Annotated in this window: 26 protein-coding genes; 4 read left to right on the plus strand and 22 right to left on the minus strand. The window is 62.6% G+C overall.

What is annotated here, in order from left to right; all coding sequences use genetic code 11:
- Positions 1 to 126 precede the first annotated feature (126 nt).
- The 7 genes from bamB to ndk form a co-directional block, all read right to left on the minus strand.
- Entirely contained in the window at positions 127 to 1272 is a 1146-nt protein-coding gene (gene bamB / locus J2W46_RS20120; protein WP_027775399.1) for an outer membrane protein assembly factor BamB, read from the minus strand.
- A gap of 76 nt (positions 1273 to 1348) precedes the next feature.
- A complete protein-coding gene (locus J2W46_RS20125; protein WP_020065542.1) occupies positions 1349 to 1978 on the minus strand; it encodes a YfgM family protein in 630 nt (209 codons plus the stop codon).
- Positions 1979 to 2056: 78 nt separating this feature from the next.
- Positions 2057 to 3397, minus strand: coding sequence for a histidine--tRNA ligase (hisS, locus tag J2W46_RS20130; protein ID WP_087752281.1), 1341 nt, complete (start codon positions 3395 to 3397; stop codon positions 2057 to 2059).
- 20 nt (positions 3398 to 3417) lie between these two features.
- Complete coding sequence (gene ispG / locus J2W46_RS20135) at positions 3418 to 4734, minus strand: flavodoxin-dependent (E)-4-hydroxy-3-methylbut-2-enyl-diphosphate synthase (RefSeq protein WP_310355677.1); 1317 nt, start codon at positions 4732 to 4734, stop codon at positions 3418 to 3420.
- A gap of 85 nt (positions 4735 to 4819) precedes the next feature.
- A complete protein-coding gene (locus J2W46_RS20140) occupies positions 4820 to 5905 on the minus strand; it encodes a RodZ domain-containing protein (RefSeq protein ID WP_310355679.1) in 1086 nt (361 codons plus the stop codon).
- A gap of 216 nt (positions 5906 to 6121) precedes the next feature.
- Positions 6122 to 7273 (minus strand): 23S rRNA (adenine(2503)-C(2))-methyltransferase RlmN, encoded by a 1152-nt coding sequence (gene rlmN / locus J2W46_RS20145; RefSeq protein WP_088174746.1) that lies wholly within the window; start codon positions 7271 to 7273, stop codon positions 6122 to 6124.
- Positions 7274 to 7433: 160 nt separating this feature from the next.
- Positions 7434 to 7859 (minus strand): nucleoside-diphosphate kinase, encoded by a 426-nt coding sequence (gene ndk / locus J2W46_RS20150; protein WP_020065537.1) that lies wholly within the window; start codon positions 7857 to 7859, stop codon positions 7434 to 7436.
- Between the two features lie 321 nt (positions 7860 to 8180).
- On the opposite strand from ndk, the gene J2W46_RS20155 reads away from it, so the two are divergent.
- The gene (locus J2W46_RS20155; RefSeq protein ID WP_020065536.1) at positions 8181 to 8879 is read left to right on the plus strand and encodes a Bax inhibitor-1/YccA family protein; all 699 of its coding nucleotides are present in this window, start codon (positions 8181 to 8183) and stop codon (positions 8877 to 8879) included.
- A gap of 117 nt (positions 8880 to 8996) precedes the next feature.
- On the opposite strand, the gene J2W46_RS20160 is transcribed toward J2W46_RS20155, so the two are convergent.
- From J2W46_RS20160 to J2W46_RS20205, 10 genes are all read right to left on the minus strand, one after another.
- Positions 8997 to 9770 carry an MBL fold metallo-hydrolase gene (locus J2W46_RS20160; protein WP_310355681.1) on the minus strand — a complete coding sequence of 258 codons (774 nt, stop codon included), beginning with the start codon at positions 9768 to 9770 and terminating at the stop codon, positions 8997 to 8999.
- Between the two features lie 6 nt (positions 9771 to 9776).
- Positions 9777 to 10916, minus strand: coding sequence for an outer membrane protein assembly factor BamC (gene bamC / locus J2W46_RS20165; protein ID WP_027804234.1), 1140 nt, complete (start codon positions 10914 to 10916; stop codon positions 9777 to 9779).
- Between the two features lie 124 nt (positions 10917 to 11040).
- On the minus strand, positions 11041 to 11967 hold the full coding sequence (dapA, locus tag J2W46_RS20170; protein ID WP_310355682.1) for a 4-hydroxy-tetrahydrodipicolinate synthase: 927 nt from the start codon (positions 11965 to 11967) through the stop codon (positions 11041 to 11043).
- 43 nt (positions 11968 to 12010) lie between these two features.
- Positions 12011 to 12607, minus strand: coding sequence for a class I SAM-dependent methyltransferase (locus J2W46_RS20175; protein ID WP_310355684.1), 597 nt, complete (start codon positions 12605 to 12607; stop codon positions 12011 to 12013).
- A 17-nt stretch (positions 12608 to 12624) separates the two neighbouring features.
- Complete coding sequence (locus J2W46_RS20180) at positions 12625 to 13827, minus strand: tryptophan--tRNA ligase (protein WP_027775408.1); 1203 nt, start codon at positions 13825 to 13827, stop codon at positions 12625 to 12627.
- A gap of 6 nt (positions 13828 to 13833) precedes the next feature.
- Positions 13834 to 14496, minus strand: coding sequence for a site-2 protease family protein (locus J2W46_RS20185; protein ID WP_020065530.1), 663 nt, complete (start codon positions 14494 to 14496; stop codon positions 13834 to 13836).
- A 47-nt stretch (positions 14497 to 14543) separates the two neighbouring features.
- Positions 14544 to 15179: an L-threonylcarbamoyladenylate synthase gene (locus tag J2W46_RS20190; RefSeq protein WP_020065529.1), complete on the minus strand. Its 636-nt coding sequence runs from the start codon at positions 15177 to 15179 to the stop codon at positions 14544 to 14546.
- 109 nt (positions 15180 to 15288) lie between these two features.
- Entirely contained in the window at positions 15289 to 16119 is an 831-nt protein-coding gene (locus J2W46_RS20195) for a 3',5'-nucleoside bisphosphate phosphatase (protein ID WP_087754047.1), read from the minus strand.
- Positions 16120 to 16236: 117 nt separating this feature from the next.
- Positions 16237 to 17121 carry an alpha/beta fold hydrolase gene (locus J2W46_RS20200; protein WP_310355686.1) on the minus strand — a complete coding sequence of 295 codons (885 nt, stop codon included), beginning with the start codon at positions 17119 to 17121 and terminating at the stop codon, positions 16237 to 16239.
- An 81-nt stretch (positions 17122 to 17202) separates the two neighbouring features.
- Positions 17203 to 18126 (minus strand): ferritin-like domain-containing protein, encoded by a 924-nt coding sequence (locus J2W46_RS20205; RefSeq protein ID WP_374726855.1) that lies wholly within the window; start codon positions 18124 to 18126, stop codon positions 17203 to 17205.
- Between the two features lie 221 nt (positions 18127 to 18347).
- On the opposite strand from J2W46_RS20205, the gene J2W46_RS20210 reads away from it, so the two are divergent.
- From J2W46_RS20210 to J2W46_RS20220, 3 genes are all read left to right on the plus strand, one after another.
- Positions 18348 to 18872 carry a gamma carbonic anhydrase family protein gene (locus J2W46_RS20210; RefSeq protein WP_310355689.1) on the plus strand — a complete coding sequence of 175 codons (525 nt, stop codon included), beginning with the start codon at positions 18348 to 18350 and terminating at the stop codon, positions 18870 to 18872.
- Positions 18873 to 18946: 74 nt separating this feature from the next.
- Positions 18947 to 19894 carry an Hsp33 family molecular chaperone HslO gene (hslO, locus tag J2W46_RS20215; protein WP_027775413.1) on the plus strand — a complete coding sequence of 316 codons (948 nt, stop codon included), beginning with the start codon at positions 18947 to 18949 and terminating at the stop codon, positions 19892 to 19894.
- A gap of 212 nt (positions 19895 to 20106) precedes the next feature.
- Positions 20107 to 20490 carry a hypothetical protein gene (locus tag J2W46_RS20220; protein WP_310355690.1) on the plus strand — a complete coding sequence of 128 codons (384 nt, stop codon included), beginning with the start codon at positions 20107 to 20109 and terminating at the stop codon, positions 20488 to 20490.
- A 153-nt stretch (positions 20491 to 20643) separates the two neighbouring features.
- Here J2W46_RS20220 and ftsB read toward each other — a convergent pair whose 3' ends face one another.
- The 5 genes from ftsB to J2W46_RS20245 all read right to left on the minus strand — a co-directional run bounded on the left by ftsB (position 20644) and on the right by J2W46_RS20245 (position 26193).
- Entirely contained in the window at positions 20644 to 21075 is a 432-nt protein-coding gene (ftsB, locus tag J2W46_RS20225; RefSeq protein ID WP_027775415.1) for a cell division protein FtsB, read from the minus strand.
- A gap of 117 nt (positions 21076 to 21192) precedes the next feature.
- Entirely contained in the window at positions 21193 to 22476 is a 1284-nt protein-coding gene (gene eno / locus J2W46_RS20230) for a phosphopyruvate hydratase (protein ID WP_310355692.1), read from the minus strand.
- Positions 22477 to 22743: 267 nt separating this feature from the next.
- Positions 22744 to 23598, minus strand: coding sequence for a 3-deoxy-8-phosphooctulonate synthase (gene kdsA / locus J2W46_RS20235; protein WP_310355694.1), 855 nt, complete (start codon positions 23596 to 23598; stop codon positions 22744 to 22746).
- Positions 23595 to 25268, minus strand: coding sequence for a CTP synthase (locus J2W46_RS20240; protein WP_020065519.1), 1674 nt, complete (start codon positions 25266 to 25268; stop codon positions 23595 to 23597). The genes kdsA and J2W46_RS20240 overlap by 4 nt, the downstream gene beginning before the upstream one ends.
- Before the next feature lie 121 nt (positions 25269 to 25389).
- Complete coding sequence (locus J2W46_RS20245; protein ID WP_087754024.1) at positions 25390 to 26193, minus strand: alpha/beta fold hydrolase; 804 nt, start codon at positions 26191 to 26193, stop codon at positions 25390 to 25392.
- Between the last annotated feature and the right edge of the window lie 103 nt (positions 26194 to 26296).

Here is a 26296-nt window from a genome sequence, read left to right on the forward strand (position 1 = left end):
TGCAATGCCGCCTTGCGGGACAACACGTTCGCCGAAGAACGCAAAGAACACGGCACCTGCATTCGTCACAAAAAAGCGCTCGGCCGGTAAAGCCGGGCCGCCAGCTTGGGCGGCGTTCCCGCAAAATCAACGCGGACGATAACCGTACAGGTCGCCGTCGCGCGTTTGCACGACGAGCGTCTCGCCGGCCAGCACCGGTGCCGCCGAAATCGCGCTGCCGTCAGTCTTCATGCGCGCGACTAGCGTTCCGTCGTCGCGCGACAGGAAGTGCACGTAACCCTGGTAGTCTCCGAGCACGGCCGCATGACCGAGGATGAACGGCACGCCCAGTTCGCGATTCTTAAGCTTGTCGTTCTTCCACAACTGCGTGCCATTCGTGACGTCGAACGCGGATACGACCGACCAGTCGTCCGCCGCGACAACCGCGCGGTCGTCCTGCGCGAGACCGCTCGCGCTCGAGAACGCCTTTTCCCACAGCGCACGGCCAGAGTTCGCATCGAAACAGCCGATCTGCCCTTGGAACGTCACCGCACAGGTTTCCGAGCCGACCAACGTGGGCGGTCCGGTCACGTCGTTGATGCGCTCCACTTCGGTCACGCCCTTCGGATAAGAAACCGGCGTTTGCCAGTAGTTCTCACCCGTCTGCAGATTGATCGCGGCAAACGCGCCGCCGGGGAACCCGGCCAGCACAGCGGCGTCGCCGGCGAAAGTCATACCCGAGGACACGCGCAGGTTGAGCGGCACCGCGCGGTTGCGGTAGTTCCACTTCTGCTCGCCGGTTTGCGCATTGAATGCGACGATCTGTCCGTCCACGGTACGCACGACCACCAGACCGTTGCCGACGAGCGGCGGCGAAATGATTTCGCCCGGTGCCTTGGCCGTCCACAATTGCTTGCCGTCCGCGCCGAGCACATAAACGTCGCCCTTCAGGCCGCCGACCGCCGCCAGCGTGCCGTCGCTGCCGACACCTGCGGAAATGTCGTCGTGCAGCTTGACTCGCCAGATGTCTTTGCCGGTTTGTGCGTCGATCTTCGCGACCGAGCCGTTTTGGCCGGCCGCATAGACGGCGTCGCCGACCGCAACCGGCGAGAACAGATAACGACCTGCCTTACCGACGCTCGTCTTCCAGGCTTGCTGCACGTCGAGCACGGGTTTGAACTCGGTGAGCGGCGTCGGCACGCGGCGCTCGTCTTTCGTGGATGAGCATGCCGCGAGAGCGAGGACGGTCATCGCACAGACAACGGGCACAGCGTAACGTTTCAGCAGATTCATCGGTGGACGAAGCATTCAGGAAATAGGTTAAAGAAAGACCGGTTGGTCGTTGCACGCGGTGCACCGCACCCGGCGCTTAGCCGCCCAGCGCGTCGAGCTTGAACTGGATCAACTGACGTGCGGAGCTGTCATTCTTCGACAGCGATTCGAGCGCGAGCTTGTAGGCCGCGCGCGCGTCGTCACGCTTGCCCTGAGCGGCGAGCAGATCGCCGCGGCCGTTTGCGACGATGCCTTTGAACGCATCGGACTGCGGCTCGGCGAGCAGTGCGAGACCCTGGTCGTAAGCCTTTTCGTCGAGCAGCAGCGAAGCGAGCCGCAACTTGGCGATCTGCTTGAACTCGTCGTCCTTCGCGTGATCGATGGTCCACTGCAGCTGGGCTTTTGCCGCGGCTTCGTCGCCTGCCGCATAGAGCGCCTTGGCGGCGCCGAGTGCGGTCATTTGCGCGTAGGCCGTGCGGCTGAACTTGTCTTCCATGTCTGCAGCGACCCGCGTGATCTTCGCCTTGTCGCCCGACGCCACAGCCTGCTGCACCTGGTCATACAACACCGCGGCTTCCGCTGCCTGACGCCGCTGCCAGAAATTCCAGCCGTTCCAGCCTGCCGAGACGACCAGCGCCACTAGCACGATCCATGTGGTGGCATTACCCCATTGCGCCCACCAAGTCTTCAGACCTTCAATCGATTCTTGTTCGTCGTGGTAACTCATTGCCCGGCGATTTCCTCTTTCTTGCTACGTGTGCGTGTCGAGCCTGATTGATCACCAACCGGCTCGACGACATCGCGATCAGTCGTCGCCGTCTTCGGCGGTTGCAACCATCGCATTGATTAGAAATTCGGTCAAGTCTTCGGCGGGCACGTTTTGTTGCTCGTTTTTACCGCCGCTCGCCTGCGTATCTCGCAGCGGTTTGACCCCGACCGTACCGTTCGCGATCTCATCTTCGCCGAGCACCACCGCGAACGCGGCGCCGCTTGCGTCGGCGCGTTTCATCTGCGATTTGAAGCTCGCCGACTGGCCGTCAGCGCTGCAATGCAGGATCACATCAAGGCCGGTGTCGCGCAGCCGCTCGGCGATAATGAAAGCCTGCTCGCGCGCGGCGTCGCCTTGATGGACTACATAGACGTCGCAACCTTCGTCTTCAGGCACGAGCTTATCTTCCTTCAGCAACTCGAGAATTCGCTCGATGCCCATCGCCCAGCCGCAAGCCGCCGTGGGCTTGCCGCCTAGCTGCTCGATCAGCGGATCGTAACGGCCGCCCGCCGCGACGGTGCCCTGCGCGCCCAGCTTGTCCGTCACCCATTCGAACACGGTCAGATTGTAGTAATCGAGACCGCGCACGAGACGCGGATTGATCTTGAACGGAATGTTGTTCGCTTTCAGAATGCGCTGCAAACCTTCGAAGTGCGCGCGCGACTCTTCGCCGAGGAAATCGATCAGCTTCGGCGCGTTCTGCGCGACTTCCTGCAGCGCCGGATTCTTCGTGTCGAGCACGCGCAGCGGGTTCGTGTAGAGACGGCGTTTCGCGTCTTCGTCGAGCACGTCCATGTGCTTTTCGAGGTAAGCGATCAGTTCCACGCGATGCGCCGCGCGTTCTTCCGCGAGACCGAGCGAATTGATTTCGAGCTTGATGCCAGTCAAGCCCAGGTCGTCCCACAAGCGCTGGCACATCATGATGATTTCAGCGTCCGCGTCCGGACCGGCAAAGCCCAACGCTTCCACGCCGACCTGATGGAACTGGCGATAGCGGCCGCGTTGCGGACGCTCGTGACGGAACATCGGGCCGATGTACCACAGGCGCTTCGGGCCGTCGTACAACATGTTGTGCTCGATCGCCGCGCGCACCACCGCCGCCGTATTTTCCGGGCGCATAGTCAGATTCTCACCGTTCAACGCGTCGGTGAAGCTGTACATCTCTTTCTCGACGATGTCGGTCACTTCGCCGATGCCGCGCGTGAACAGCTGCGTATGTTCCACGATCGGCGTACGAATATTCTGGTATCCGTACGAACGCAACATCGACTTGACGGTGGTTTCGAAAAATTCCCACAGCCCGGCGTCCTGCGGAAGGATGTCGTTCATGCCCTTCACGCCCGACAGCTTTTCGAGCTTTTTCTTCTGTTCAGTCATCTGTATCCGATAGCCGATGTTTAGTTGAGCGCCTCGGCGCGGCCGTACCGGCGCTCGACGTAGTCACTCACGATTTGCTGGAATTCTTGCGCAATGTTTTCGCCGCGCAGCGTCTTTACCTTCTCGCCGTCGATGAACACCGGCGCCGCCGGGTTCTCGCCCGAACCAGGCAGGCTGATACCGATGTTCGCCTGCTTCGACTCGCCCGGACCGTTGACGATGCAGCCCATCACCGCGACGTGCATTTTCTCGACGCCAGGATACTGATCGCGCCACACCGGCATCTGCGTGCGCAGATACGTCTGGATTTGCGACGCGAGTTCCTGGAACAGCGTGCTCGTCGTGCGGCCACAGCCGGGGCACGCGATCACCATCGGCGTGAATGAGCGCAGGCCCATGGTCTGCAGAATTTCCTGGCCGACGATGACCTCGCCGGTACGCGACGCGCCCGGCTCCGGGGTCAGCGAGATACGGATCGTGTCACCGATGCCTTGCTGCAGCAGCACCGACAGCGCCGCCGTGGACGCGACGATGCCCTTGGAGCCCATACCCGCTTCCGTCAAGCCCAGGTGCAGCGCGAAATCGCAACGGCGCGCGAGTTCGCGATACACCGCGATCAGGTCCTGCACGCCGCTCACTTTGCACGACAGAATGATCTTGTTGCGTGAAAGGCCGAGTTCAACCGCGCGCTCGGCCGAGCCGATCGCCGACTGGATCAGCGCTTCGTACATGACGCTTTGCGCTTCCCACGGCGTCGCGCGGGCAGCGTTTTCGTCCATCATTTTCGCGAGCAGATCCTGGTCCAGACTGCCCCAGTTGACGCCGATGCGTACCGGCTTGTCGTACTTCACCGCCGCTTCGATCATCTGCGCGAACTGGGTATCGCGTTTCGCGCCGTGCCCAACATTGCCAGGATTGATCCGGTATTTCGACAACGACTCCGCGCACGCGGGGTAATCACGCAGCAGCTGGTGGCCGTTGTAGTGGAAATCGCCGACGAGCGGCACCGACACGCCCATGCGGTCGAGCTGCTCGCGCACCGCCGGCACGGCCGCGGCGGCCTCCGGCGTATTGACCGTGATACGCACCAGTTCCGAGCCGGCTTGCGCCAGCTCCTTGATCTGGATGGCCGTGCCAATCGCGTCGGCGGTGTCCGTGTTCGTCATCGACTGGACGCGCACGGGCGCATCGCCCCCGATGGTGACGAGCTGGCCACCCCAGCGGACGTCGACCGCATGCGACTTGCGCCGCGCAGCCTGTCCGCCGAACACCGGCTCGTTTGACACGATCTTGCTACTGGATTGGGATTGAGCTTCGGATTGCATCGAAAAACCCATTTACGCCACGCGCGTCACACAAAGATGCGACGCCTCAATTGAAAAAGCGCCGCGGTCCGGTTGGCCGCGGCGCACACCGTCTGTATCAAGGCAGCGCAAAGCGCGCCACATTGCCTTTCGCCGCCGCATATTTCGACGGGTCGACCGGCTGACCGTCCAGCGTCAACGACTCAAGACCGGCCTTGTTGCCAACCGTGACCTTGAAAGGCGCCTCGCCCGTCACTTCCTTTGTATCGCCAGCATGCACGAGGCCGGAGAACACTTCTTTGCCGTCCTTGCCGCGCACACTGAACCAGCTATCTTTGGTCACGCGCAGCGCAATGATTGCGGACCCCGCGACCGGCGCCGATGCTGCCGCCGCCTTCGTCGAGTCACCGGCGACAACCGCCGGAACGCTAGCAGCAGGCGCCGCCGTGACGGGCGGCGCGGAAGCCGGCGCGGTCCCGGCCGCAAGCGGCACGGGCATCGGCGTAGCCGACGCTCCGCTCTGGCCGGCAGCCTCCGCCTCGGACTCGGACGCAGCCTCTTGCGAAATTGCTTCGGAACCCGCTGCCGGACCTTGCGCGACAGTGCCCGACGCGCCCGTGGCGCCACCGGCCCCACCATTCGCGCTCGCCTTCAGGCGCGCGAGCCATGCTGTTGAATCCCCCCCGTTGGTGTGCCACATGGCGAGCGAAATCACCGCGACGATCACCGCCGCCACGCCCCACAACCACGAGCGGCTTTTTTGTGCGCCGCCGCCAAGCGACAGCGACACCCGGCCGCGCGGCAAGTCCTTGCCTGAGGATGCGGGCATTGACAGGTCCGGCGCCGCCACACCCTTCTCGCGGCGCAATGCCTGCGTGAACGGAGCAGGATCGGCGCCGAGCATCTTGGCGTAACTGCGCACCACGCCGAGAGCGAAAGTGGTGTCCGGCAAGTGGCTGATGTCGCCCGATTCGAGCGCGCGCAACTTGGCGGGCGCCACTTTCAGCCGGGCCGACACGTCTTCGATCGACCAGCCCTTCGACTCGCGCAGTTGCGTCAAGCGCGCGCCAACCGCCGCAAGCGAGTCGAGGCCCGGCTGAGCAACAGGCTGTACGACAGGCTGCAGCGCCGCCCGCGCGGCAGATGCCGGGTGGCTCTCGTTCGTGTCTGTGTCCTGCGGCTGCGGGTGCTGCGGCTCACTCATCCCAAATCCTTTCGCGTCGATTCTTTTTCACTCGTGCGACCGGACCGGTCCAAACTTCATGTCCGAATCGCAGACCGTTTATAACAAAATGCGCGGCCTCATGTGCCGCTTCCGATCGATTCTGCAAACTTTCTTTTCAATCGCCGGCATGCCTGGCGCTTTAGAGTATTGACGGGCATTTCGCGCCCTAATACCCGCAGGCGCCGCCCTTGCGACCTACACGGCACGAACTTCAATGATCTTCGCTGCCTTCCCGGTGCGCTCAGCAAGGCGCGTGCGGTCTTTCACCGCACCGGCCAACTGACCACAGGCAGCGTCGATATCATCGCCGCGTGTTTTACGCACCGTGGTGACGACGCCCGCGTCCATCAACACTTGTGCAAACCGCTTGATCTGTTCCTGTTTCGAGCGCACGAGGCCCGACTCGGGGAACGGATTGAACGGAATAAGGTTGAACTTGCATGGCACGTCGCGTGTGAGTGCCAGCAGCTCGCGCGCTTGCGCTTCGCTGTCGTTCACGCCGTCGAGCATGCAATATTCGAAAGTAATGAAATCGCGCGGCGCGACTTTCAGATAGCGCTGGCAAGCCGCCATCAATTCGCGCAGCGGATATTTTTTGTTCAGCGGCACCAGCATGTCGCGCAACGGATCGCTCGGCGCATGCAGCGAGACAGCCAGCGCAACGGGCAGATCGGCGCCAAGCCGGTCCATCATGGGCACGACGCCCGAGGTCGACAGCGTCACGCGCCGGCGCGACAAGCCGTACGCGTTGTCGTCGAGCATCAGGCGCATGGCAGGCACGACCGCGTCGTAGTTCAGGAGCGGCTCGCCCATACCCATCATCACGACATTCGTGACGACGCGCTCGCCTTTGCCGTCGCCACCCGAGGCGCGACCCCCGTCCACCCCACGCGACGCCCGCAGCGCGAACTCGGCCATGCGCAACTGGCCGATGATCTCGCCAGTCGTGAGATTGCGGGAGAAACCCTGCTTGCCGGTCGAACAGAAGCGGCAGTTCACCGCGCACCCCGCTTGCGACGACACGCATAGCGTGCCACGCGTTTCTTCCGGGATGAAAACGGTTTCGACTGCATTGCTGTTGCCGACGTCGATCAGCCACTTACGTGTGCCGTCGGTCGAAATATGGTCGCTGACGATGCCCGGCATCGAGATCGTAGCGCGGCCTTTCAGCTTTTCGCGCAAGGACTTCGCAAGATCGGTCATGCCGTCGAAGTCTGCAGCGTTGTACTGGTGGATCCAGCGCTGCAATTGCTTGGCGCGAAACGGCTTCTCGCCCAGGCTGTCGCAATAGGCGACGAGCCCTTGGGCGTCGAGGTCGAGAAGGTTGACGGTGGAACTGCTCGTCATATCGAATCCTGCCATTTCAGTGCGAGACTGCGTTCATGCAACAAGCTGCATGAACGCAAAGCCGTTCGCGCCCATCCCTGCTGCTTTTACCTTACTACTTTGCCCAGCGATTCGTGTGACTAAACGAAACCGGCTGCACAACCGCCGGGGCAATCCAGCATTAGCGCGAGTAGACGTTCACTTGCGGGAAGAAAAATGCAATTTCAACTGCAGCCGTTTCAGCGGCGTCGGAGCCGTGCACTGCGTTTGCGTCGATGCTGTCAGCGAAGTCGGCGCGGATCGTGCCCTTTTCCGCCTTCTTCGGGTCCGTTGCACCCATCAGGTCACGGTGCTTCAGGATAGCGTTTTCGCCTTCCAGCACCTGAACGGCCACCGGGCCCGAAATCATGAATTCGACCAGGTCCTTGAAGAACGGACGTGCAGCGTGCACCGCGTAGAACTTCTCAGCGTCGGCGCGCGACAGATGAACCATGCGCGAAGCCACGATCTTCAGGCCAGCGTTTTCGAAACGGCTGTAGATCTGGCCGATCACGTTCTTGGCCACTGCGTCCGGCTTGATAATCGACAGGGTGCGTTCGATCGCCATAAAAACTCCAAAAAATTAAGAGGTTACAGATTCAAATGAATCCGCTATTGTAGCATGTTCCCGTGTATGATTGCGATTGAACCCTTACAGCATTGAAAGACTCAAAGCAGGAGTTTCTGAATACTGGTAGCGTAGGCCTCGTGAGCACTTTTTAATGCACTTTAAGTTGGTAGACGGCATTGAAACTCCCTGCCGCCGCACCGATCATAGGAACGAGTAGTCCGCGACCGGGGCGAAAAGCTTCCGGCACGGCCCGCTGCAAGAGCGCTGGATAAACCGCTGATACCACCACGCAACACGCTTCTGACGTAAGGAGAGACCATGAACGATCATCCGTATAGCTTTGGCCGCACTGGCGCGGTCAGCACGGTGGAAACGCGTAACCGCGTGCTACGAAACACCTACTGGCTGCTCGCGCTGTCCATGATTCCGACAGTGCTTGGCGCGTGGGTAGGCTTGGCCACTGGGTTCTCGCTGTTCGCCGCCACAAGTCCTGCCATGAGCATGCTGGCGTTCTTCGCGATCGCCTTCGGTTTCATGTTCGCGATCGAGAAAACGAAGGAGAGCGCCGCCGGCGTATTCGTGCTGCTCGGCTTCACCTTCTTCATGGGCTTGATGCTGTCGCGCATTCTTGGCTTCGTGCTGGGATTCTCCAACGGCCCGTCGCTGATCATGCTCGCCTTCGGTGGCACCGGTGTGATTTTCGCGTCGATGGCAACCATTGCGACCGTCAGCAAGCGCGACTTCTCCGGTCTCGGCAAGTGGCTCTTCATGGGCGTGATCGTGCTGCTGCTGGCGTCCGTCGCGAACGTGTTCCTGCACCTGCCGGCGCTGATGCTCACGGTTTCCGTCATGGCCATCGTGATTTTCTCGGCGTACATGCTGTTCGACGTCCAACGCGTCGTGAACGGCGGTGAGACGAACTACATCACGGCAGCGCTCGCGATTTATCTCGACCTGTACAACGTGTTCGTGAACCTGCTTGCGCTGCTCGGCATCTTCGGCGGCAACCGCAACTAAGTTCTACGCGCCGAACCTAGGCGCGGCATTGCTTGGCCCCACCAGCCGCCGCGCCGTAGAAAAAGCCCATAACGATTGCTCGTTATGGGCTTTTTTCTTTGGGCAATACCGCGACGCTCACAAATCGAGCCACTCAAACCCTTCGGCCTGCGACGCCACTACGACGTCAGTCGGCGCCGCGCCCAACACGCTTGCCATGGCAGCCCGCGCCAGTTCCGGCAGATTGTTCTGCTGACTTAAGTGTGCGGCCACCAGATGGCGCAGTCTGGAGCGATCGAGCGAAGCCAGAATTTCGGCTGCGGCGTCGTTGTTCAAATGCCCATGATTGCCGCCGATGCGCGCCTTCAGCGATTGCGGATAGCGGCTGCCGGCAAGCATTCGCACGTCGTGATTGCATTCGAGCACGAGCGCGTCGCAACCGCTCAACACGGAACTGATATGCGGCGTGGAAGTGCCCACATCCGTCAATACGCCAAGGCGGCTCGCGCCATTTGAGAACACGTATTGCAACGGCTCGCGGGCGTCGTGAGGAACCGTGTACGGAAGAACGCTCAGGTCGCCGATCGCCACAGCCTCATCGCCCCACAGCACTTGCAGGTCGACATTGGCCTCGTCGGCACCCACTGCGCGGGCGGTGCCCCAACTCATGTACAGCGGAATCGACCACTTGCGCGCCAGTGTCAGCGCGCTGCCGATGTGGTCGCTGTGTTCGTGAGTGATCAGGATGGCGTCGAGACCTTCGGCGCTACAATCGAGCCGCGTCAGGCGCCGTTCGACTTCCTTGGCGGAAAAGCCGCAGTCGAGCAGCACGCGCGTGGTGGTCGCACCGCTTTGCGCTTCCACCAACAGTGCGTTGCCCTCACTGCCACTGCCAAGACTTGCGAATCGCACAGCCCGTTAGTTCAGTTGCGCGTGCAGGAGCGTCACGATGCGCTGCGCGTCGGATGAATTGTCGATCTGCCCGTTCGCGTCGAGCACCGCCACTTGCGTCACCGTGTCACCCTTCGGGCGCACGTTGACGAGAAACTCCTGCCCCGGTTTCTTCGACGAATTGCCGCTGTAGAACAGCTTACCGAGGAGGCCTTCTTTCTTCAGTTCCTGCATCGAATCGGCGTAACGCACGTAGTAAATGCCCTTCGCGCGGTCGCGGTTGTCGACAGTGAAATTCGTGCGGTCAAGCGCGAGGCCGACGCGCAGCCATGCACGGTCGAACGATTCCTGCAGATCCAGCGTGGAAGTGCCCGCGCTCTTGTCGAGCGTAGCCGGCGCGGTGGCCGGGTGCGCCTCCGTCAGCAGCTGCTTCGACTGCGCTTCGGTCAGGCCGAATTTCTGCATCAGCTTGGTCAGAAACAGCGCTTCCAGCGCCGGATCGCGCGGACGCTCTTCCCAACGCGACGACGTCTTGTCCTGCCCCGTCAACACCTCTTCCATTGCGCTATGCGTGACGGAAATGTCGGTGGTGTCTGACGGACCACGCGACACGAGCGTGCGGAAACTGTCGCGGGTGCCCGACGAATAAGCGAAGTCGATCACCTTGCCGACCGTACGGCGGAACCAGTCGTCGGGAATGTTGGCGCGATTTTCAGCCCAGTCGGTCACCATGATGCCGGTGGCCGGCGCGTCGGTCTTCAGCGCGAAGCCGTTCTCCTGCCAGAACTCCTGCAACTGCGGCCAGAGTTGTTCCGGCGAGCGGCCGTCGACCACCAGCCAGCGGCGGTCGCCGTCGCGCTCGATGTGCATGCCATACGGGTCCTGCGCGGTCGGCTGACCTTCCGTGGAATTGCCGGCAGCCGTAACCGCGCGCTGCGTGGCGCCGCCCAGCGCCAGATTAGCCGGAGGTGCGACGTAGCGCTGATCGGTCGGCGTGGTGGTCAGATCGCCGGGCACGGCCAGCGGCGGCGCACTGCCCGCGCCTTTGTAATTCACGCGATCGGAGGCAAACCAGTCGTTCAGGGTGTCACAGCCGGCGAGCGTCACCAGGGCAAGCGTCAGCGCCGCCATGCGGGTTGCGTGGAGGGAAAGTGCGGAACGTTTCATGAGGTCCTTCGTGATGCTGGAACGCGGTGCCTGGTTCTGTGTGCCGGGAACGTGGGCTGGATCGACGTCGGTTAAGGGAATGCCAGTGGACTGGGTGAGCGCCGAGGGTACGCGGACGGGCCGCCTAGCCGAGCAGGCCCGCTTCGCGCAGCGCGCCGCGCACCACCTCATGGTATTGCGCGTCGAGCGGCGTAAGCGGCAGGCGGATTCCGCCCTGCACACGACCCAATTGCTGCAGTGCCCATTTCGCGGGAATCGGATTCGATTCAACGAACAGGTTCTTATGCAGCGACAGGAGCTTCAGATGAATCTCGCGTGCGGTCTTTGCGTCCGCAGCCAGCGCGGCCTTGCACAGTTCGCTCATGGCGCGCGGCGCGACGTTCGCGGTAACCGAGATATTGCCGTGACCGCCGAGCAGCATCAACGCGATTGCCGTGGGGTCGTCGCCGCTGTAGATGCCGAAGTGAGCCGGTGCCGACTTGATCAGATGCGCGGCCCGATCGATATTGCCCGTCGCTTCCTTCACACCGATGATGCCCGGCACCTGCGCGCAACGCAGAATCGTCTCGTTGCTCATGTCCGCGACCGTGCGGCCCGGCACGTTATACAAAATCACCGGAAGGTCTACCGTTTCGGCGATTTTTGCGAAATGGCGATAGATGCCTTCCTGCGTCGGCTTGTTGTAGTACGGCACGACCTGCAGCGTGGCGTCGGCCCCCACTTCCTTCGCCTGGCGCGTGAGTTCGATCGCCTCAGCAGTCGAGTTGCCGCCCGAGCCCGCGATCACCGGAATCCGGCCCGCTGTGTGCTCCACCGCAGTCTTGACCATGAGCACGTGTTCTTCGACCGACAACGTAGCCGACTCGCCGCTCGTGCCGACGACGACCAGCGCATTCGTGCCTTCCGCGACGTGCCAGTCGATCAGTTTGCGAAATGCCGGCAGATCGAGGCTGCCGTCTTCGACCATCGGGGTGATGATGGCAGGAATGCTGCCGCGAATCTGAACGCCGTCGTTGCCGCGCGGGTTGCCGGATTGATTGCCGTTAGTCATGAAACGCCATGAATTTGATCAGGTAAACCGCGATTGTAGCGGATTAGCCGGGCAACTCGTAACAAGGCGGGGGCGCCGCCTGTGTGGAGTCGTCTGAGCAATCCGCCTCCAGAATTGCGCAAATGCGCTGGACGTAAGCCGGGCGTGGCTGCGCGACAAACCCGTCCTGAAAGGCCACCACCCGCAACCGGGCGCGCACCACGTCGAGCAGCTCGCCAGGCGCGAGCAGGAACGCCGGATTAGAGGGCTTGCCCACCCTTTCGTTTCCTTGCGCGAACGTCTCGTAAACCAGTACGCCGCCGGGCGCGAGTGAGCGAATCAACTGGGGAAAAAGCGGCCGGTGCAGATAGTTAGTGACGACCACTGCGGCGAACTGTGCGTCCGCTGCCAAAGGCCAACCCGCGTTTTCGATGTCGGCCGATATCTGCGTAACGAGCGGCTCGTCGGCCAGAGCGTTCAGCGCGGCCGCGTCGCGGTCGATTGCCGTTACCGGGTGGCCGAGCGACGCAAAAAAGCGCGCGTGCCGTCCCGCGCCAGAAGCGACGTCGAGCACCGCACCGTGCGCCGCGACCAGATGCGCCCATTGACGCACCCAGCGCGACGGCTCGCCCAATCCATGCAAGACAGCGGTCGTGCTCATCGCTTTGGCGCAGTCGTTCAGTTGTACGACAGGCCCATGGCCTCGCGCACGTCGCGCATCGTTTCCGTGGCGAAGCGGCGGGCCTTGTCACAGCCGTCGGCGACGATCGCGCGCAGCAGCGACGGATCGTCCATGTACTTCTGCGCCCGCTCGAGCATCGGCTGCTGTTCGCGCAGGATGCCTTCGATCACTGGCTGCTTGCATTCGAGACAGCCAATGCCCGCCGAGCGGCAACCTTTCTGAACCCACTCGTGCGTGGCTTCGTCGGTATAGACCTGATGCAGTTGCCACACCGGGCACTTGTCCGGATCGCCCGGATCGGTGCGGCGCACGCGCGCCGGATCGGTGGGCATGGTGCGCACTTTCTTCGTGATGGTCTCGGCATCTTCGCGCAGACCGATCGTGTTGCCGTACGACTTCGACATCTTCTGACCGTCGAGGCCAGGCATACGCGACGCTTCGGTCAGCATGGCCTGCGGCTCGACCAGAATGATCTTGCGCGAACCTTCCAGGTAGCCGAACAGACGCTCGCGGTCGTTCATCGACAGGCTCTGCGATTCCTGCAACATGGCGCGCGCCTGTTCAAGCGCTTCGTCGTCGCCGTCCTGCTGATACGCGTTGCGCAGTTCGTGATAGAGCTTCGCGCGCTTGCCGCCAAGCTTCTTCGCGGCTTCGTTGGCCTTCTCTTCGAAGCCCGGTTCACGGCCGTACAGGTAATTGAAACGACGCGCGATTTCGCGCGTCATTTCGACGTGCGGCACCTGGTCTTCGCCCACCGGCACGAGCGAGCCGCGATACAGCAGAATGTCCGCCGCCATCAACACCGGATAGCCGAGGAAGCCGTACGTGGACAAATCCTTGTCCTTCAGCTTTTCCTGCTGCTCCTTGTAGGTCGGCACGCGTTCGAGCCAACCGAGCGGCGTGCTCATGCCGAGCAGCAGCGCAAGCTCCGCATGCTCCGGCACCTTGCTCTGGATGAACAGCGTGGCCTGCGCCGGATCGATGCCCGAAGCGAGCCAGTCGATCAGTACGTCCCACACGTTCTTTTCGATCACCTCGGGCGTTTCGTAGTGAGTCGTCAGCGCGTGCCAGTCGACCACACAGAAGAAGCACGGGTACTCGGACTGCAGCCGCACCCAGTTTTTCAGCACGCCGTGATAGTGGCCGAGGTGCAGCGACCCGGTGGGCCGCATGCCGGAGAAGATACGGTCTGGGAACATGGTTATTTAGAAAAGCGAAACAAGTGGAGTCAGGATTGCGGTGATCGCGCTATAACCGAGGGTAACGAGCGGGCCGAGCCAGTATCGCGTCAGCGTGCCCGTCATGACCAGTGCCATGACGATGAAAAAGCCATACGGCTCGAGTCGCGACAACGTGATGGCCTGGCGCGGCGGCAATAACGCCATCAGCACGCGACCGCCGTCGAGCGGCGGCAGCGGAAACAGATTGAGCACGCCGAGCACGAGATTGACGCCGACGCCGGCGCCCGCCATGCGCGTGAAAAACGGTTCGTCGACGGCCATCACCGCGAGCGCTACGCCGAAGAGGCCCCAGATAAGCGCCTGCACGAAGTTGCACGCGGGACCGGCAGCGGCGACCCAGAGGCTCCCCCAGCGCGGATTGCGCAGGTTGCCGAAGGCAACGGGTACCGGCTTCGCATAGCCGAACATGAACGCGCCGCTCGTCGCGAAGTAAAGCAGCAACGGAATCGCAATCGTGCCGAGCGGATCGATGTGCCGCATCGGATTGATGGAAACGCGACCGAGCACATAGGCCGTGTTGTCGCCGAGCCAGCGCGCGACGTAGCCATGCGCGGCCTCGTGCAGCGTGATCGCGAAAATCACCGGCAACGCGTAGACCGCGATGGTTTGTATCAGGGAAGAATCCATAACTCGCTATTGTAACAATGCGATTGCGTGCGTCTGTCCGCTTTCGCTCATGCCGTCTCTTCGAGACCGAATGGCGCGAGAGAACCGCGCCCTGCCCGCACCAGCACCGGCTCGGCGCCGGTCAGATCGATCACCGTGGACGGCTCGCACACGCAGGCGCCGCCGTCGATCACGAGATCCAGTTGCTTTTCCAGCCGCTCGCGAATTTCCTCGGGATCGTTCAGCGGCGCGGATTCCCCCGGCATTATCAACGTGGAGCCGAGCAGCGGCTGACCAAGCTCTCCGAGAATCGCGAGCGTGATCGCATGATCCGGCACACGCAGGCCGATCGTCTTGCGCGACGGATGCGACAGGCGCCGCGGCACTTCCTTGGTCGCCTGCAGCACGAAAACGTAGGGTCCCGGCGTCACGGATTTGATCAGCCGGTACTGGCGGTTGTCCACCATCGCGAAGTTCGCCAGTTCCGACAGATCGCGCACGAGGAGCGACAGCAGCTGCTTTTCATCCAGCCCGCGAATCCGGCGCAGGCGTTCAACCGCGTCCTTGTCGTCGAGATGACAGGCAAGCGCGTAACTGGAATCGGTCGGCAACGCGACTACGCCGCCGTCGTTGATGATCTGCACCGCCTGTTTGACGAGGCGCGGCTGCGGATTGTCTGGATGAAGCCGAAAGTATTGGGACATGGCGGCTAACGATGGCTGAGGATCGACGGCAAATTATGGCGAATCGGCGGGACGCGCGCGCAGACGGCCGGCTCCCGCACGCGACGTGCCGCATGGGCACGGCGCGCGTTCACAGCCAGCGTTCCCAGACGGGTTTGAGATCGGAAGGAAGCGGCGGCAACGTGCCGAGTTCGACGCGGCCCTCGCCGGGCGCGTGGAAGTCGGAGCCACGCGACGCCTCGAAGCCGAAGCGGCGGGCCACGTCGGCGTATTCGCGGTATTGGTCGGGCGTGTGGCTGCCCGTCACGACCTCGATCGCCTTGCCGCCCAAGTCGATGAATTCGGCGAAAAACGCGTCGAATTCGACCGGCGAGTACGCGTAACGCCCCGGATGCGCGATGATCGCCTCGCCGCCCGCGGCCTTGATCCAGCCGACCGCGTCCGCGAGCTTCGCCCAGCGGTGCGATACATAGCCGGGCTTGCCGTCGCCGAGATAGCGGTTGAACACGTCTTGCGTGGAACTGGCGTAGCCGCTCTCGACCATGAAGCGCGCGAAATGGGTGCGCGAGATCATGTCCGGGTTCGACACGTATTTGAGCGCGCCCTGGTAAGCGTCGGGAATGCCGAGCGTGGCCAGTTGCTCGCCGATGGCTTCCGCCCGGGCGGCCCGCCCGTTGCGCGTGCGAGCAAGGCCGTCGATCAGCACGGAACTCGTGGGATCGATGCCGAGCCCGACGATGTGCACCGTACGCGCCGCCCAGGTCACCGAAATTTCCACGCCGCTGACATAGCTCATGCCGAGTTCCGCGGCGGCTTCACGCGCTTCGCGCTGGCCGGCGAGTTCGTCGTGATCGGTCAGCGCCCACAAGGTCACGCCCCCCGCATGCGCACGGCGCGCGACATCGGCCGGCGCAAACTGGCCGTCGGAAACGGTGGAGTGACAGTGGAGGTCGGCGTTCATCATCGTCTGGAGAAGGTTCTGCAGTCCATTTTACTGCAACGCAGTAAGTGGACGCAGGGCAATCTCTCGTCGCCGCTTTCCGCTGGCTTGCGGCGCGCGCCCCGCTTTGCTTGCGCGCTACGCGCAGAATCCCTGGATCAGCGCCGCCACCTGCTCCGGCTGGTCGTGATGCACCATGTGCCCCGCCTCGTCGATGATCTTTTCGCGCCAGTCCGGAAACGCCTGGAAACGCGCCTTGAATTCATCAAGCGGAATTTCGCCGGCAATCGCGGCGAGCGTCGGCGAATGGGCGGCTTCGACGTGCAGTACTTTGGCGCTCACCTTGCGCCAGACGGCCATGACCTCGTCGAGCCGGTACAGCGTCGGGCCGCGCAGCTTGTGCGCCGGGTCGGCAAGCAGCATGAAACGCCCTTCACCGTCGGGCTTCGACCAATGCTTTGCAAGAAACTGCGCGCGCGCGGCAGCCAGACGTGGATTGGTCTTGACGAGGCGGCCGGCTACTTCGTCGAGCGACGCATAGCGCTTGAGCTGCGGCGGATCGCGCAACTCGTCGAGCCAGTTTTGCAGACGTTTCGGCGCCTGCGCCGCATGCGACGGCGCAAGTCCAAAGCCCTCGAGGTCGACCACGCGACGCACCCGCTCCGGCCGCACGCCTGCGTACAGGCAGACGATATTCGCGCCGAGGCTATGCCCGACCAGATTGACCTGGCCGGTCGGCGCATAGTGATCGAGCAATGCGTCGAGATCGGCGAGGTAATCGTGGAACCAGTAGTGACCGCCGCCGCTTTGCGCCACCGGCCAGTCCGACAGGCCGAAGCCGCGCATGTCCGGCGCAATGACCTGCCAGTCGCCGCCCATTGCATCGACGACGAACTGAAATGACGCCGCCACGTCCATCCAGCCGTGGAGCATGAATAGCGCCGGCGCGTCGGGGTTGCCCCAACGCCGCACATGCAGACGGACGCCTCGCGCGGCGACAAACTCGGAGCGAGAAGTGTTCATGATCGGTCACACAAAAAAGAATGATCGTTCGATTATAACGAGATAACCGTACGGCAGACCTGAGCCGGGTCGAGACAAACCTCAGTCCGGGGTTCCCTGATCGGTCTGCGCGCCGCCTGCGTCGATGCCCGCCAACGCGGCCAGGTCGGCGAGCTCGGTGTCGTCGAAACCCGCGTCGCGGCGCGCCTCGAAATTGAACGGGCCGCGCAATTTCGGCGCGTGATACTGCTCGGCGAGGCGCGTGTAAGTGGCGTGCGGATCCAGACCGCCCTTGTCGCAGAGATAACGAAACCACCGGTTGCCGATCAGCACATGACCGATTTCGTCGCGCAGTATCACGTCCAGGATCGACGCCGACGCGTCATCGCCCGCCTGCTGCAAGCGCGCGCGGATAGGCGGCGAGGCGTCGAGCCCACGGGCTTCGAGCGTGCGGGGAACCAGCGCCATGCGTGCGAGCACGTCGCCACGGGTTCGCTCGCACATGTCCCATAGGCCGTCGTGCGCGGGAAAGTCGCCATAGGCACGGCCGTACTCGGCAAGCCGCGCCGTGAGCAGCGAGAAGTGATACGCCTCTTCGGCTGCGACCTTTAACCAGTCTGTGTAGAACGCGGCGGGCATGCCGGCGAAGCGCCAGACGGCGTCGAGCGCCAGGTTGATCGCGTTGAATTCGATGTGCGCGAGCGCGTGCAGCAGCACCGCTCGCCCTTGCGGCGATTGCATGCTGCGCCGCCCGAGCTTGCGCGGCTCGACAAGTTCAGGCCGTGCGGGACGGCCCGGAAGTTCGGGCGGTTCGTCCAGTTCGAGTTCCGCAGGGCATGGCGCGCTGCCGTCGATCACGGCGGCATACAACGCGCGCGCCGCGGTCGCCTTGGTGACCGGATCCGCTTCGCGCAGCGCGGCGAGCGCGGCGCGGCGCGCACACTGCGGCCGGCTGATCGAGCCGGACGCGGGCTCGTCCACCGAACCGGACAGCGCGAAAGAAGTTGGCGGGACGGAGGAAATCATCAGATGTGAATCGCTGAAGAAGTTGGGAATGGCGACGAGGACGTGATCCAGCAAGCGCGGAATGGCCTCGCGAGGCCTAAGCGTGATAACCACACAACCGTTTACAATACTCGATTCGACAATTGCGAGCGCCAGCCGCAACGACGAAGAGCCACCAGCCACGCATGGGCGCGGCCCCTTTTCGCCGCCGGCGTCCGGCGACCGATCCACGAGGAGACAACGTGACCATTTACAAGCTTGGCGACGCCGCACCGACCATCCACGAAAGCGTATTCGTCGCGGACTCCGCGACCATCATCGGCAATGTGACGCTCGCGGCAAATTCGAGCGTCTGGTTCGGCGCAACGCTACGCGGCGACAACGAGCCGATCACGTTGGGCGCGGGCAGCAACGTTCAGGAAAACGCGGTCTTGCATACCGACCCTGGATTTCCGCTGACCATCGAGCCGAACGTCACGATCGGCCACCAGGTAATGTTGCACGGCTGCACGATCAAGGAAGGCTCGCTGATCGGAATTCAGGCGGTGGTCTTGAATGGAGCGGTGATCGGCCGCAACTGTCTGGTCGGAGCGGGCGCCATCGTGACCGAAGGCAAGGTATTTCCCGACAATTCGCTGATTCTCGGCGCGCCCGCCAAGGTGGTGCGCGAATTGACCGAGACGGATATCGCCAACATGCAGCGCGGCGCGGCAAGCTATGCCGAGCGCCGCGAGTATTTCAAGGCGCAGCTCGTGCGCATCGGCTGACCGGCCGGGCGCGCAGCGCGCACGGCGCCGGCACGGCATATCGTCGTGGCGCGCCATTCGACTGAGGAAAAGTTGTGAGCGACCAGTTGCAAAAATTCATGTTCAGCGCGGCGCCGGTGCGCGGCGAAATCGTTTCGCTGCGCAATACGTGGCAGGAAGTGCTGACGCGCCGCGAGTACCCGGCGCCGGTGCGGACCATTCTCGGCGAGATGATGGCTGCGTGCGCGCTGCTGTCGGCGAATCTGAAGTTCGACGGGACGCTGATCATGCAGATTTTCGGCGACGGCCCGGCCAAGATGCTGGTGGTTCAATGCAGCTCCGATCTGTCGATGCGCGCTACCGCCAAGCTTTCCGGCGACGAAGGCACGATCGGCGACAGCGCCTCGCTGGTGGAGCTGCTCAACGCAAGCGGCCACGGTCGCTGCGTGATCACGCTCGACCCGCGCGACAAGAAGCCTGGCCAGCAGCCGTATCAGAGCATCGTGCCGCTGTCGGGCGTCGACGGTCCGCTCAACTCTATGGCCGAAGTGCTCGAGCACTACATGCATCACTCCGAGCAGCTCGACACGCGCCTGTGGCTCGCGGCGAATTCCGAGCGTGCGGTCGGCATGCTGCTGCAAAAGCTGCCGGGCGACGGCGGCATCGTCCCGCATCCGGGCGAACTGGACGCGGACACCTGGGAGCGCGTCTGCACGTTGGGCGGCACGCTCTCGCAAGACGAGCTGCTGAAGGAAGAACCGGAAACGGTGTTCCGGCGGCTCTTCTGGCAGGAAAACGTTCAGCATTTCGAGCCCGCCGCCGCGCGTTTCGAGTGCACCTGCTCGCGCGAAAAAGTCGGCTCGATGCTGAAAATGCTCGGCCGGGAAGAGGTGGACAGCGTGCTCGAAGAGCGCGGCCACGTCGAGATTCATTGTGAGTTCTGCAACCAGCGGTACGAGTTCGACCCGGTCGACGTGGCGCAACTTTTTCTCGTGAACGCACTCTCACAAGGTGTGACGCCGGCTGCTGGGCAACGGCACTGAAGCGGCTGGCCGCCGCGAGCGCATTGCGCGCTCGCGGCGGCGTCCGAAGTTGGGCTGAGCACGCGTGTCACCGCTTTTCATTGCCATTGAGTGTGCGCCCCACCCGGGCTTTTACAGACACAGGCGGCGCGGTATCTTTGACATTGTGGCGCTGTACTTCTTGGAGCCGCTGTAGATGTTTTACTTAGGTATCCGACTGATCGAGACCGAACATGAGCATTTCTTTCTCGCTGCTACGTCCCGCGCGCACGCTCGCCACCTTGACGGCGCTGGCGGGCGTCACTGCGTTAGCCGGTTGCATGATGGACCCGCCGGGACCGTCGCCTATTTACAGCCGGCTGCCCGCCGACCAGTCGGTCATGGCCAGTACCGCGCAACCGCTCACGCCCGCTGAGCGCGAGCGTTACAACGCGATCGATCAGCAGGTCATGGCGGAGCAAAACCAGGCAATCGCTGCCGAAAACGCCGCGCAGGCGTGGTCGCGCTATTACAGTCCGCCAGTGCCGGTGAGCGTTTACGGTAGCTACTACGGCGGTGGATGGGGGCATGGCTGGGGCACCGGCGTGGGCATCGGCTACGGTCCTTGGGGCTGGTGATTGACCGAGCGCGCTGAGTAGCACTGGAAGCGCCGGCGATCAAAGCATTCCGGCCGCCGGTTTCGACTGTTAAATGCTCATTGATGTAAAAAAGGCGCGGGTCAATCGACACCGCGCCTTTTTTTCGCCTTCCCAACGAAGCGCCGTCAGCGCTCAGTGCGCGGGCTTCTTGTCTTTCGCTGGCTTGCCGCCGTGCTTGCGCTCTGGCTTAGCGCGTGACTCCGGATTCGGCACGACATGCAGCGGTGCCGACGACACTTCGCCGCGAGTCGAGGTGGAAGCCGAAGGCGCGTTGGCCGTCGGCAAAGGTGCATTCGGCGAAACGAATTGCACGAACACTTCACCGTCTTTGACCATGCCCATTTCGTAGCGGGCGCGTTCTTCGACGGCAGCGGTGCCGTTCTGCAAGTCCTGCACCTCGCCCTGAATCCGCTCGTTACGCAGTTTCGCGTCGGTATTCTTTTGCATCTGCTGCGCGAGCTGCTGCTGCAGTTCGTGCACGCGCAACCAGCCGCCATGGCCCCACCAAAGCGGATACTGGATCAACGCCAGCAGAACGATCAGTACAGCAGTGACGAGCCGCATGAAGTAAGCACAATAAATACGCGCCGCCCTGCGCTAAACGCAGGGCGGCGAGGTCAATCAGACACGAAGAAAAACCGGCTCATCGGTCAGCGCTAGAAACAGTCCAATCACAACGAATTAGCGCAGATTGTAGAACGCCGACTTGCCCGGATAGCTGGCGATATCACCGAGGTCTTCCTCGATGCGCAGCAACTGGTTGTATTTCGAGATGCGGTCCGAGCGCGACAGCGAACCCGTCTTGATCTGGCCGGCGTTCAGGCCCACGGCGATGTCCGCAATCGTCGAATCTTCCGTTTCGCCCGAACGATGCGAGATCACAGCCGTGTAGCCAGCCCGCTTCGCCATCTCGATCGCGGCGAAGGTTTCCGTCAGCGTGCCGATCTGGTTGATCTTGATGAGGATCGAGTTCGCGATGCCTTTCTCGATGCCTTCTTTCAGGATGCGCGTGTTGGTCACGAACAGGTCGTCGCCAACCAGCTGGATTTTCTTGCCGAGCTTGTCGGTCAGGAGCTTCCAGCCTTCCCAGTCGCTTTCGTGCATGCCGTCTTCGATCGAGACGATCGGGAACTTGTCAGCGAGCGTAGCGAGGTAGTCGGTGAATTCCGCCGACGACAGTTGCAGGCCTTCGCCCGCCAACTGGTACTTGCCCTCGTGGTAGAACTCGCTGGCCGCGCAGTCGAGCGCGAGCAGCACGTCTTCACCGGCGCGATAGCCGGCTTTTTCGATCGCTTGCAGGATGGTCGACAGGCATTCGTCGTTGCTGCCGAAGTTCGGCGCGAAGCCGCCTTCGTCGCCCACCGCCGTGCTCATGCCGCGGTCCGACAGAATCTTCTTCAGCGCGTGGAACACTTCAGCGCCGCAGCGCAGTGCTTCGCGGAAGGTCGGCTGGCTGACCGGCACGATCATGAATTCCTGGATGTCCAGGCTGTTGTTCGCGTGCGCGCCGCCGTTGACGATGTTCATCATCGGCACCGGCAATTGCATTGCGCCCGAGCCGCCGAAGTAACGGTAGAGCGGCAGGCCGGCTTCTTCAGCAGCGGCCTTCGCGACGGCCATGGACACGGCCAGCATCGCGTTCGCGCCGAGGCGCGACTTGTTGTCCGTGCCGTCGAGTTCGAGAAGGGTCTTGTCGAGGAAAGCCTGCTCGGAAGCGTCGAGGCCCATGATCGCTTCGGAGATTTCGGTGTTGATGTGTTCGACGGCCTTCAGCACACCCTTGCCGCCGTAACGGCCAGTCTCGCCGTCGCGCAGCTCGATCGCCTCGCGCGAACCGGTGGATGCGCCCGACGGCACTGCGGCGCGGCCCATGGTGCCCGACTCGAGCAGCACGTCGCATTCGACGGTGGGGTTGCCTCGCGAATCGAGAATCTCTCGACCGATGATATCTACGATAGCACTCATGGTTTCCTCAAGAAATGACGATAAATTCTTTACTGTGACACTGTATCCCGCAGGTCGATCGGAGTTAGCGGTTTAGCGCTCACCCCGTCTACAGAGCACACGAATGCGGAGCTGGCCTTCAGCGCTCGTTCCGGTTCGTGCGGAGCATGGCCTCCCGACAGACAAGCTACGCGACGATACGTTCGACCACCATTGTGCACGTTCGCCGCGCACTCCCACTTGAATGGGCGGCTCAACACGCGAGCCAGCATGCGGCGAACGGCTGAATCAGTTGAAATCGCTTTCGAGGAACGGCGCGCGCTTGACGGCCTGATCGAGCGTGACAAGCGTCTTGAGCAGATCGGCCATGCGGTTGAGCGGCACCGCGTTCGGACCGTCCGATTTGGCCTGCGCCGGATTCGGGTGCGTCTCCATGAAAAGACCCGCGACGCCGACCGCGACCGCGGCACGCGCGAGCACCGGCACGAATTCACGCTGCCCGCCCGAGCTCGTGCCCTGCCCGCCTGGCAACTGCACAGAATGCGTGGCGTCGAAAACCACCGGCGCATTCGTTTCACGCATGATGGCAAGCGAACGCATGTCGGACACGAGGTTGTTATAGCCGAACGACACGCCGCGCTCGCACGCCATGAAGCGGTCTTCCGACAGACCAGCCTCGCGTGCCGCGTCGCGAGCCTTGTCGATCACGTTTTTCATGTCGTGCGGCGCGAGAAATTGGCCCTTCTTGATATTGACCGGTTTGCCCGACCGTGCGCACGCGTGAATAAAGTCAGTTTGACGGCACAGGAAAGCCGGCGTTTGCAGAACATCGACCACTGAGGCGACCTGTTCGATCTCGTGCTCCGCGTGAACGTCGGTCAGCACCGGCAGGCCGAGCTGACGCTTCACTTCCGACAGGATGCGCAGCCCTTCGTCCATGCCCAGACCGCGAAACGATTTGCCGCTACTGCGGTTGGCTTTGTCGTACGACGATTTGTAGATGAACGGAATGTTCAGCTTTGCGCAGATTTCCTTCAGCCGGCCCGCCGTGTCGATCGTCATTTGCTCCGATTCAACGACACAGGTGCCCGCGATCAGGAAAAACGGCTTGTCGAGCCCGATTTCGAAATCGCCCAGTTTCATGCTTTCTCCCCGACTTCGTTCGTGACGCGCGACTGCTGACGCGCGAGCGCAGCCTCGACGAACGACTTGAAAAGCGGATGGCCGTCACGCGGTGTGGACGTGAATTCCGGGTGAAACTGCACGCCGACGAACCACGGGTGCATGCTGCGCGGCAGTTCCATCATTTCCGGCAGATCTTCGCTCGGAGTACGAGCGCTGATGATAAGACCGCCGGCTTCGAGTTGGGGCACGAAGCGGTTATTGACTTCATACCGGTGACGGTGACGCTCGTTCACGTCCTTGCCGTAGATCTCTTCGGCCATGGTGCCGGGCTTGATCGGGCAACGCTGCGAGCCGAGGCGCATGGTGCCGCCGAGATCCGATTCTTCGGTGCGCTTTTCGACACGGCCTTCGCGGTCGTACCACTCGGTGATCAGCGCGACCACGCGGTTTTCGGTTTCCTGATCGAACTCGGTGCTGTTCGCGTTCTTCAGCCCGACCACGTCGCGCGCAAACTCGATGACGGCCAGTTGCATGCCGAGGCAGATGCCGAGATACGGCACCTTCGCTTCCCGTGCGTAGCGGATCGCCGCGATCTTGCCTTCGGTACCGCGACGGCCGAAGCCGCCAGGCACGAGCACCGCGTCGAGATGCTTGAGACTTTCGACGCCCTGCGTCTCAATCTCTTCAGAATCGATGTACTCGATGTTCACGCGCGTCGCCGTATGCATGGACGCGTGGCGCAGTGCTTCGATCAGCGACTTGTACGATTCGGTCAGATCGACATATTTGCCGACCATGCCGATGGTGACCTCGTGTTCCGGGTTCTGCAGCTTCTCGACGAGGTCCGCCCACATGGACAGATCGGCGGGCTTCGGCGTGAGCTTCAACTCTTCGCAGATGATCGCGTCGAGACCCTGATCGTGCAGCATCTGCGGAATCTTGTAGATGCTGTCCGCGTCCCACACCGAGATCACGGCGTCTTCCGGGACGTTGGAGAACATGGAAATTTTCGCGCGTTCGTCGTCCGGAATGCGGCGGTCGGCGCGGCACAGCAGCACGTGCGGCGAAATACCGATTTCGCGCAGCTTCTGCACGCTGTGCTGCGTGGGCTTGGTTTTGAGTTCGCCGGCCGTGGCGACCCAAGGCACCAGCGTGAGGTGGACGAAGCACGCGCTGTTGCGGCCCATGCGCAGGCTCATTTGACGCGCGGCTTCGAGGAACGGCAGCGATTCGATGTCGCCTACCGTGCCGCCCACTTCGACGATAGCGACGTCCGGCTCGCCGCAGGTGGCCGACGCCGCGCCACGCTCGATGAACGCCTGGATTTCATTCGTGATGTGCGGAATAACCTGCACCGTCTTGCCGAGATAATCGCCGCGGCGTTCCTTGCGGATTACCGATTCGTAGATCTGGCCCGTGGTGAAGTTATTGGCCTTGCGCATCTTCGTGCTGATGAAGCGCTCGTAGTGGCCGAGGTCGAGGTCGGTCTCCGCTCCGTCTTCCGTCACGAACACTTCACCGTGTTGGAACGGACTCATCGTGCCGGGGTCGACGTTGATGTAGGGATCGAGCTTGAGAAGGGTGACTTTAAGACCGCGCGATTCGAGGATCGCGGCGAGGGAAGCGGCGGCAATACCCTTGCCGAGGGAAGATACTACGCCGCCGGTGACGAAAACATATTTGGTCATCGCTGGATGCTCGCGGGAAAAACGGATTATACCGTAAAGCAGGGTCTCAACCCAGCAAAATGCGAGCGGCCCGGGCACCCATGCGCGCCGCGCAAACCACCGGTGACCGGCGCGCGCAGCGTCAGCCGCGCTGCTCCAGTTCGCGCAACATCCGCTGCACGGCACGCGCGGTTTCGATCGGCTTTTCCATCGGAAAGAGGTGGCTGCCCTCGATCCATTCCACATGGCCGCCGGTAGCACGGCGCGTGGCGCGCAAGCCGACCTGACGGATTTCTCGCGACCGGGTGCCGGCGATGAATCCGACCGGCACCGGTGCGCCGCGCGCGAGCCGCGCGCCGAGCGTATGCGGCAAAGTCCGGTAGATCTGATATTCGATACGGCGATCGAACGCGAGGCTGCGCGAGCCGTCGTGCGAAACCTGCGGAATGCCGAACTCGATGTAGTCGGACAGCATGCGCTCGTCCCAGCGCGCGAACGCTGGCTTCGAATGGAAATGACGCCACGCCTCTTCGCGGCTTGCCCAGTGAGTGCGGCGCTTGCGCGTGGCCGCTGCGGGCGAAAGCCGCTCGTCGAGCCCGGTCCATTGCGACACGCGCAAAATGCTGCTGCGCCAGCCTGCCACCACCGGAGAATCGAGCATCACGACGCCCCTCACCCACTGCGGTTTCTTCAGCGCCGCCATCAGCGACACATAGCCTCCGAGCGAATGTCCGACGAGCCACACCGGCTGCTCGTAGGTCCGCCCGATGTCGTCGAGCAACTGCTCGACGAGATGCGGCCAGTCCTGAGTCACCGGATAGCGCGGATCGTGTCCGATGCGTTCGATGTGCCGCACTTCATAGTCGTCGGCGAGTTCCGCAAAAATCGTCCGGTAAATCGACGCTGGAAAACCGTTTGCGTGCGAGAAGTGAATGATGTTTTTCAACTGCGGCTATCTCCGTTCTGTTTATTCGCGGCGGGTGAAGCCTGGCGGTGTCTCGCGGTGCTGAATGTTGCGGTGTGGCTGTGGCGGTGCTCCGCTGTGAAGC

The organism is Paraburkholderia strydomiana (genome assembly GCF_031456815.1).
In the GTDB taxonomy this organism is placed as follows: domain Bacteria; phylum Pseudomonadota; class Gammaproteobacteria; order Burkholderiales; family Burkholderiaceae; genus Paraburkholderia; species Paraburkholderia caledonica.

What these genes read in the sequence shown, in the direction of transcription:
- bamB (WP_027775399.1), bottom strand. Translation starts at nt 1,272, where the DNA reads ATGAATCTGCTGAAACGTTACGCTGTGCCCGTTGTCTGTGCGATGACC.
- J2W46_RS20125 (WP_020065542.1), bottom strand. Translation starts at nt 1,978, where the DNA reads ATGAGTTACCACGACGAACAAGAATCGATTGAAGGTCTGAAGACTTGG.
- hisS (WP_087752281.1), bottom strand. Translation starts at nt 3,397, where the DNA reads ATGACTGAACAGAAGAAAAAGCTCGAAAAGCTGTCGGGCGTGAAGGGC.
- ispG (WP_310355677.1), bottom strand. Translation starts at nt 4,734, where the DNA reads ATGGGTTTTTCGATGCAATCCGAAGCTCAATCCCAATCCAGTAGCAAG.
- J2W46_RS20140 (WP_310355679.1), bottom strand. Translation starts at nt 5,905, where the DNA reads ATGAGTGAGCCGCAGCACCCGCAGCCGCAGGACACAGACACGAACGAG.
- rlmN (WP_088174746.1), bottom strand. Translation starts at nt 7,273, where the DNA reads ATGACGAGCAGTTCCACCGTCAACCTTCTCGACCTCGACGCCCAAGGG.
- ndk (WP_020065537.1), bottom strand. Translation starts at nt 7,859, where the DNA reads ATGGCGATCGAACGCACCCTGTCGATTATCAAGCCGGACGCAGTGGCC.
- J2W46_RS20155 (WP_020065536.1), top strand. Translation starts at nt 8,181, where the DNA reads ATGAACGATCATCCGTATAGCTTTGGCCGCACTGGCGCGGTCAGCACG.
- bamC (WP_027804234.1), bottom strand. Translation starts at nt 10,916, where the DNA reads ATGAAACGTTCCGCACTTTCCCTCCACGCAACCCGCATGGCGGCGCTG.
- dapA (WP_310355682.1), bottom strand. Translation starts at nt 11,967, where the DNA reads ATGACTAACGGCAATCAATCCGGCAACCCGCGCGGCAACGACGGCGTT.
- J2W46_RS20175 (WP_310355684.1), bottom strand. Translation starts at nt 12,607, where the DNA reads ATGAGCACGACCGCTGTCTTGCATGGATTGGGCGAGCCGTCGCGCTGG.
- J2W46_RS20180 (WP_027775408.1), bottom strand. Translation starts at nt 13,827, where the DNA reads ATGTTCCCAGACCGTATCTTCTCCGGCATGCGGCCCACCGGGTCGCTG.
- J2W46_RS20185 (WP_020065530.1), bottom strand. Translation starts at nt 14,496, where the DNA reads ATGGATTCTTCCCTGATACAAACCATCGCGGTCTACGCGTTGCCGGTG.
- J2W46_RS20190 (WP_020065529.1), bottom strand. Translation starts at nt 15,179, where the DNA reads ATGTCCCAATACTTTCGGCTTCATCCAGACAATCCGCAGCCGCGCCTC.
- J2W46_RS20195 (WP_087754047.1), bottom strand. Translation starts at nt 16,119, where the DNA reads ATGAACGCCGACCTCCACTGTCACTCCACCGTTTCCGACGGCCAGTTT.
- J2W46_RS20200 (WP_310355686.1), bottom strand. Translation starts at nt 17,121, where the DNA reads ATGAACACTTCTCGCTCCGAGTTTGTCGCCGCGCGAGGCGTCCGTCTG.
- J2W46_RS20205 (WP_374726855.1), bottom strand. Translation starts at nt 18,126, where the DNA reads ATGATTTCCTCCGTCCCGCCAACTTCTTTCGCGCTGTCCGGTTCGGTG.
- J2W46_RS20220 (WP_310355690.1), top strand. Translation starts at nt 20,107, where the DNA reads ATGAGCATTTCTTTCTCGCTGCTACGTCCCGCGCGCACGCTCGCCACC.
- ftsB (WP_027775415.1), bottom strand. Translation starts at nt 21,075, where the DNA reads ATGCGGCTCGTCACTGCTGTACTGATCGTTCTGCTGGCGTTGATCCAG.
- eno (WP_310355692.1), bottom strand. Translation starts at nt 22,476, where the DNA reads ATGAGTGCTATCGTAGATATCATCGGTCGAGAGATTCTCGATTCGCGA.
- kdsA (WP_310355694.1), bottom strand. Translation starts at nt 23,598, where the DNA reads ATGAAACTGGGCGATTTCGAAATCGGGCTCGACAAGCCGTTTTTCCTG.
- J2W46_RS20240 (WP_020065519.1), bottom strand. Translation starts at nt 25,268, where the DNA reads ATGACCAAATATGTTTTCGTCACCGGCGGCGTAGTATCTTCCCTCGGC.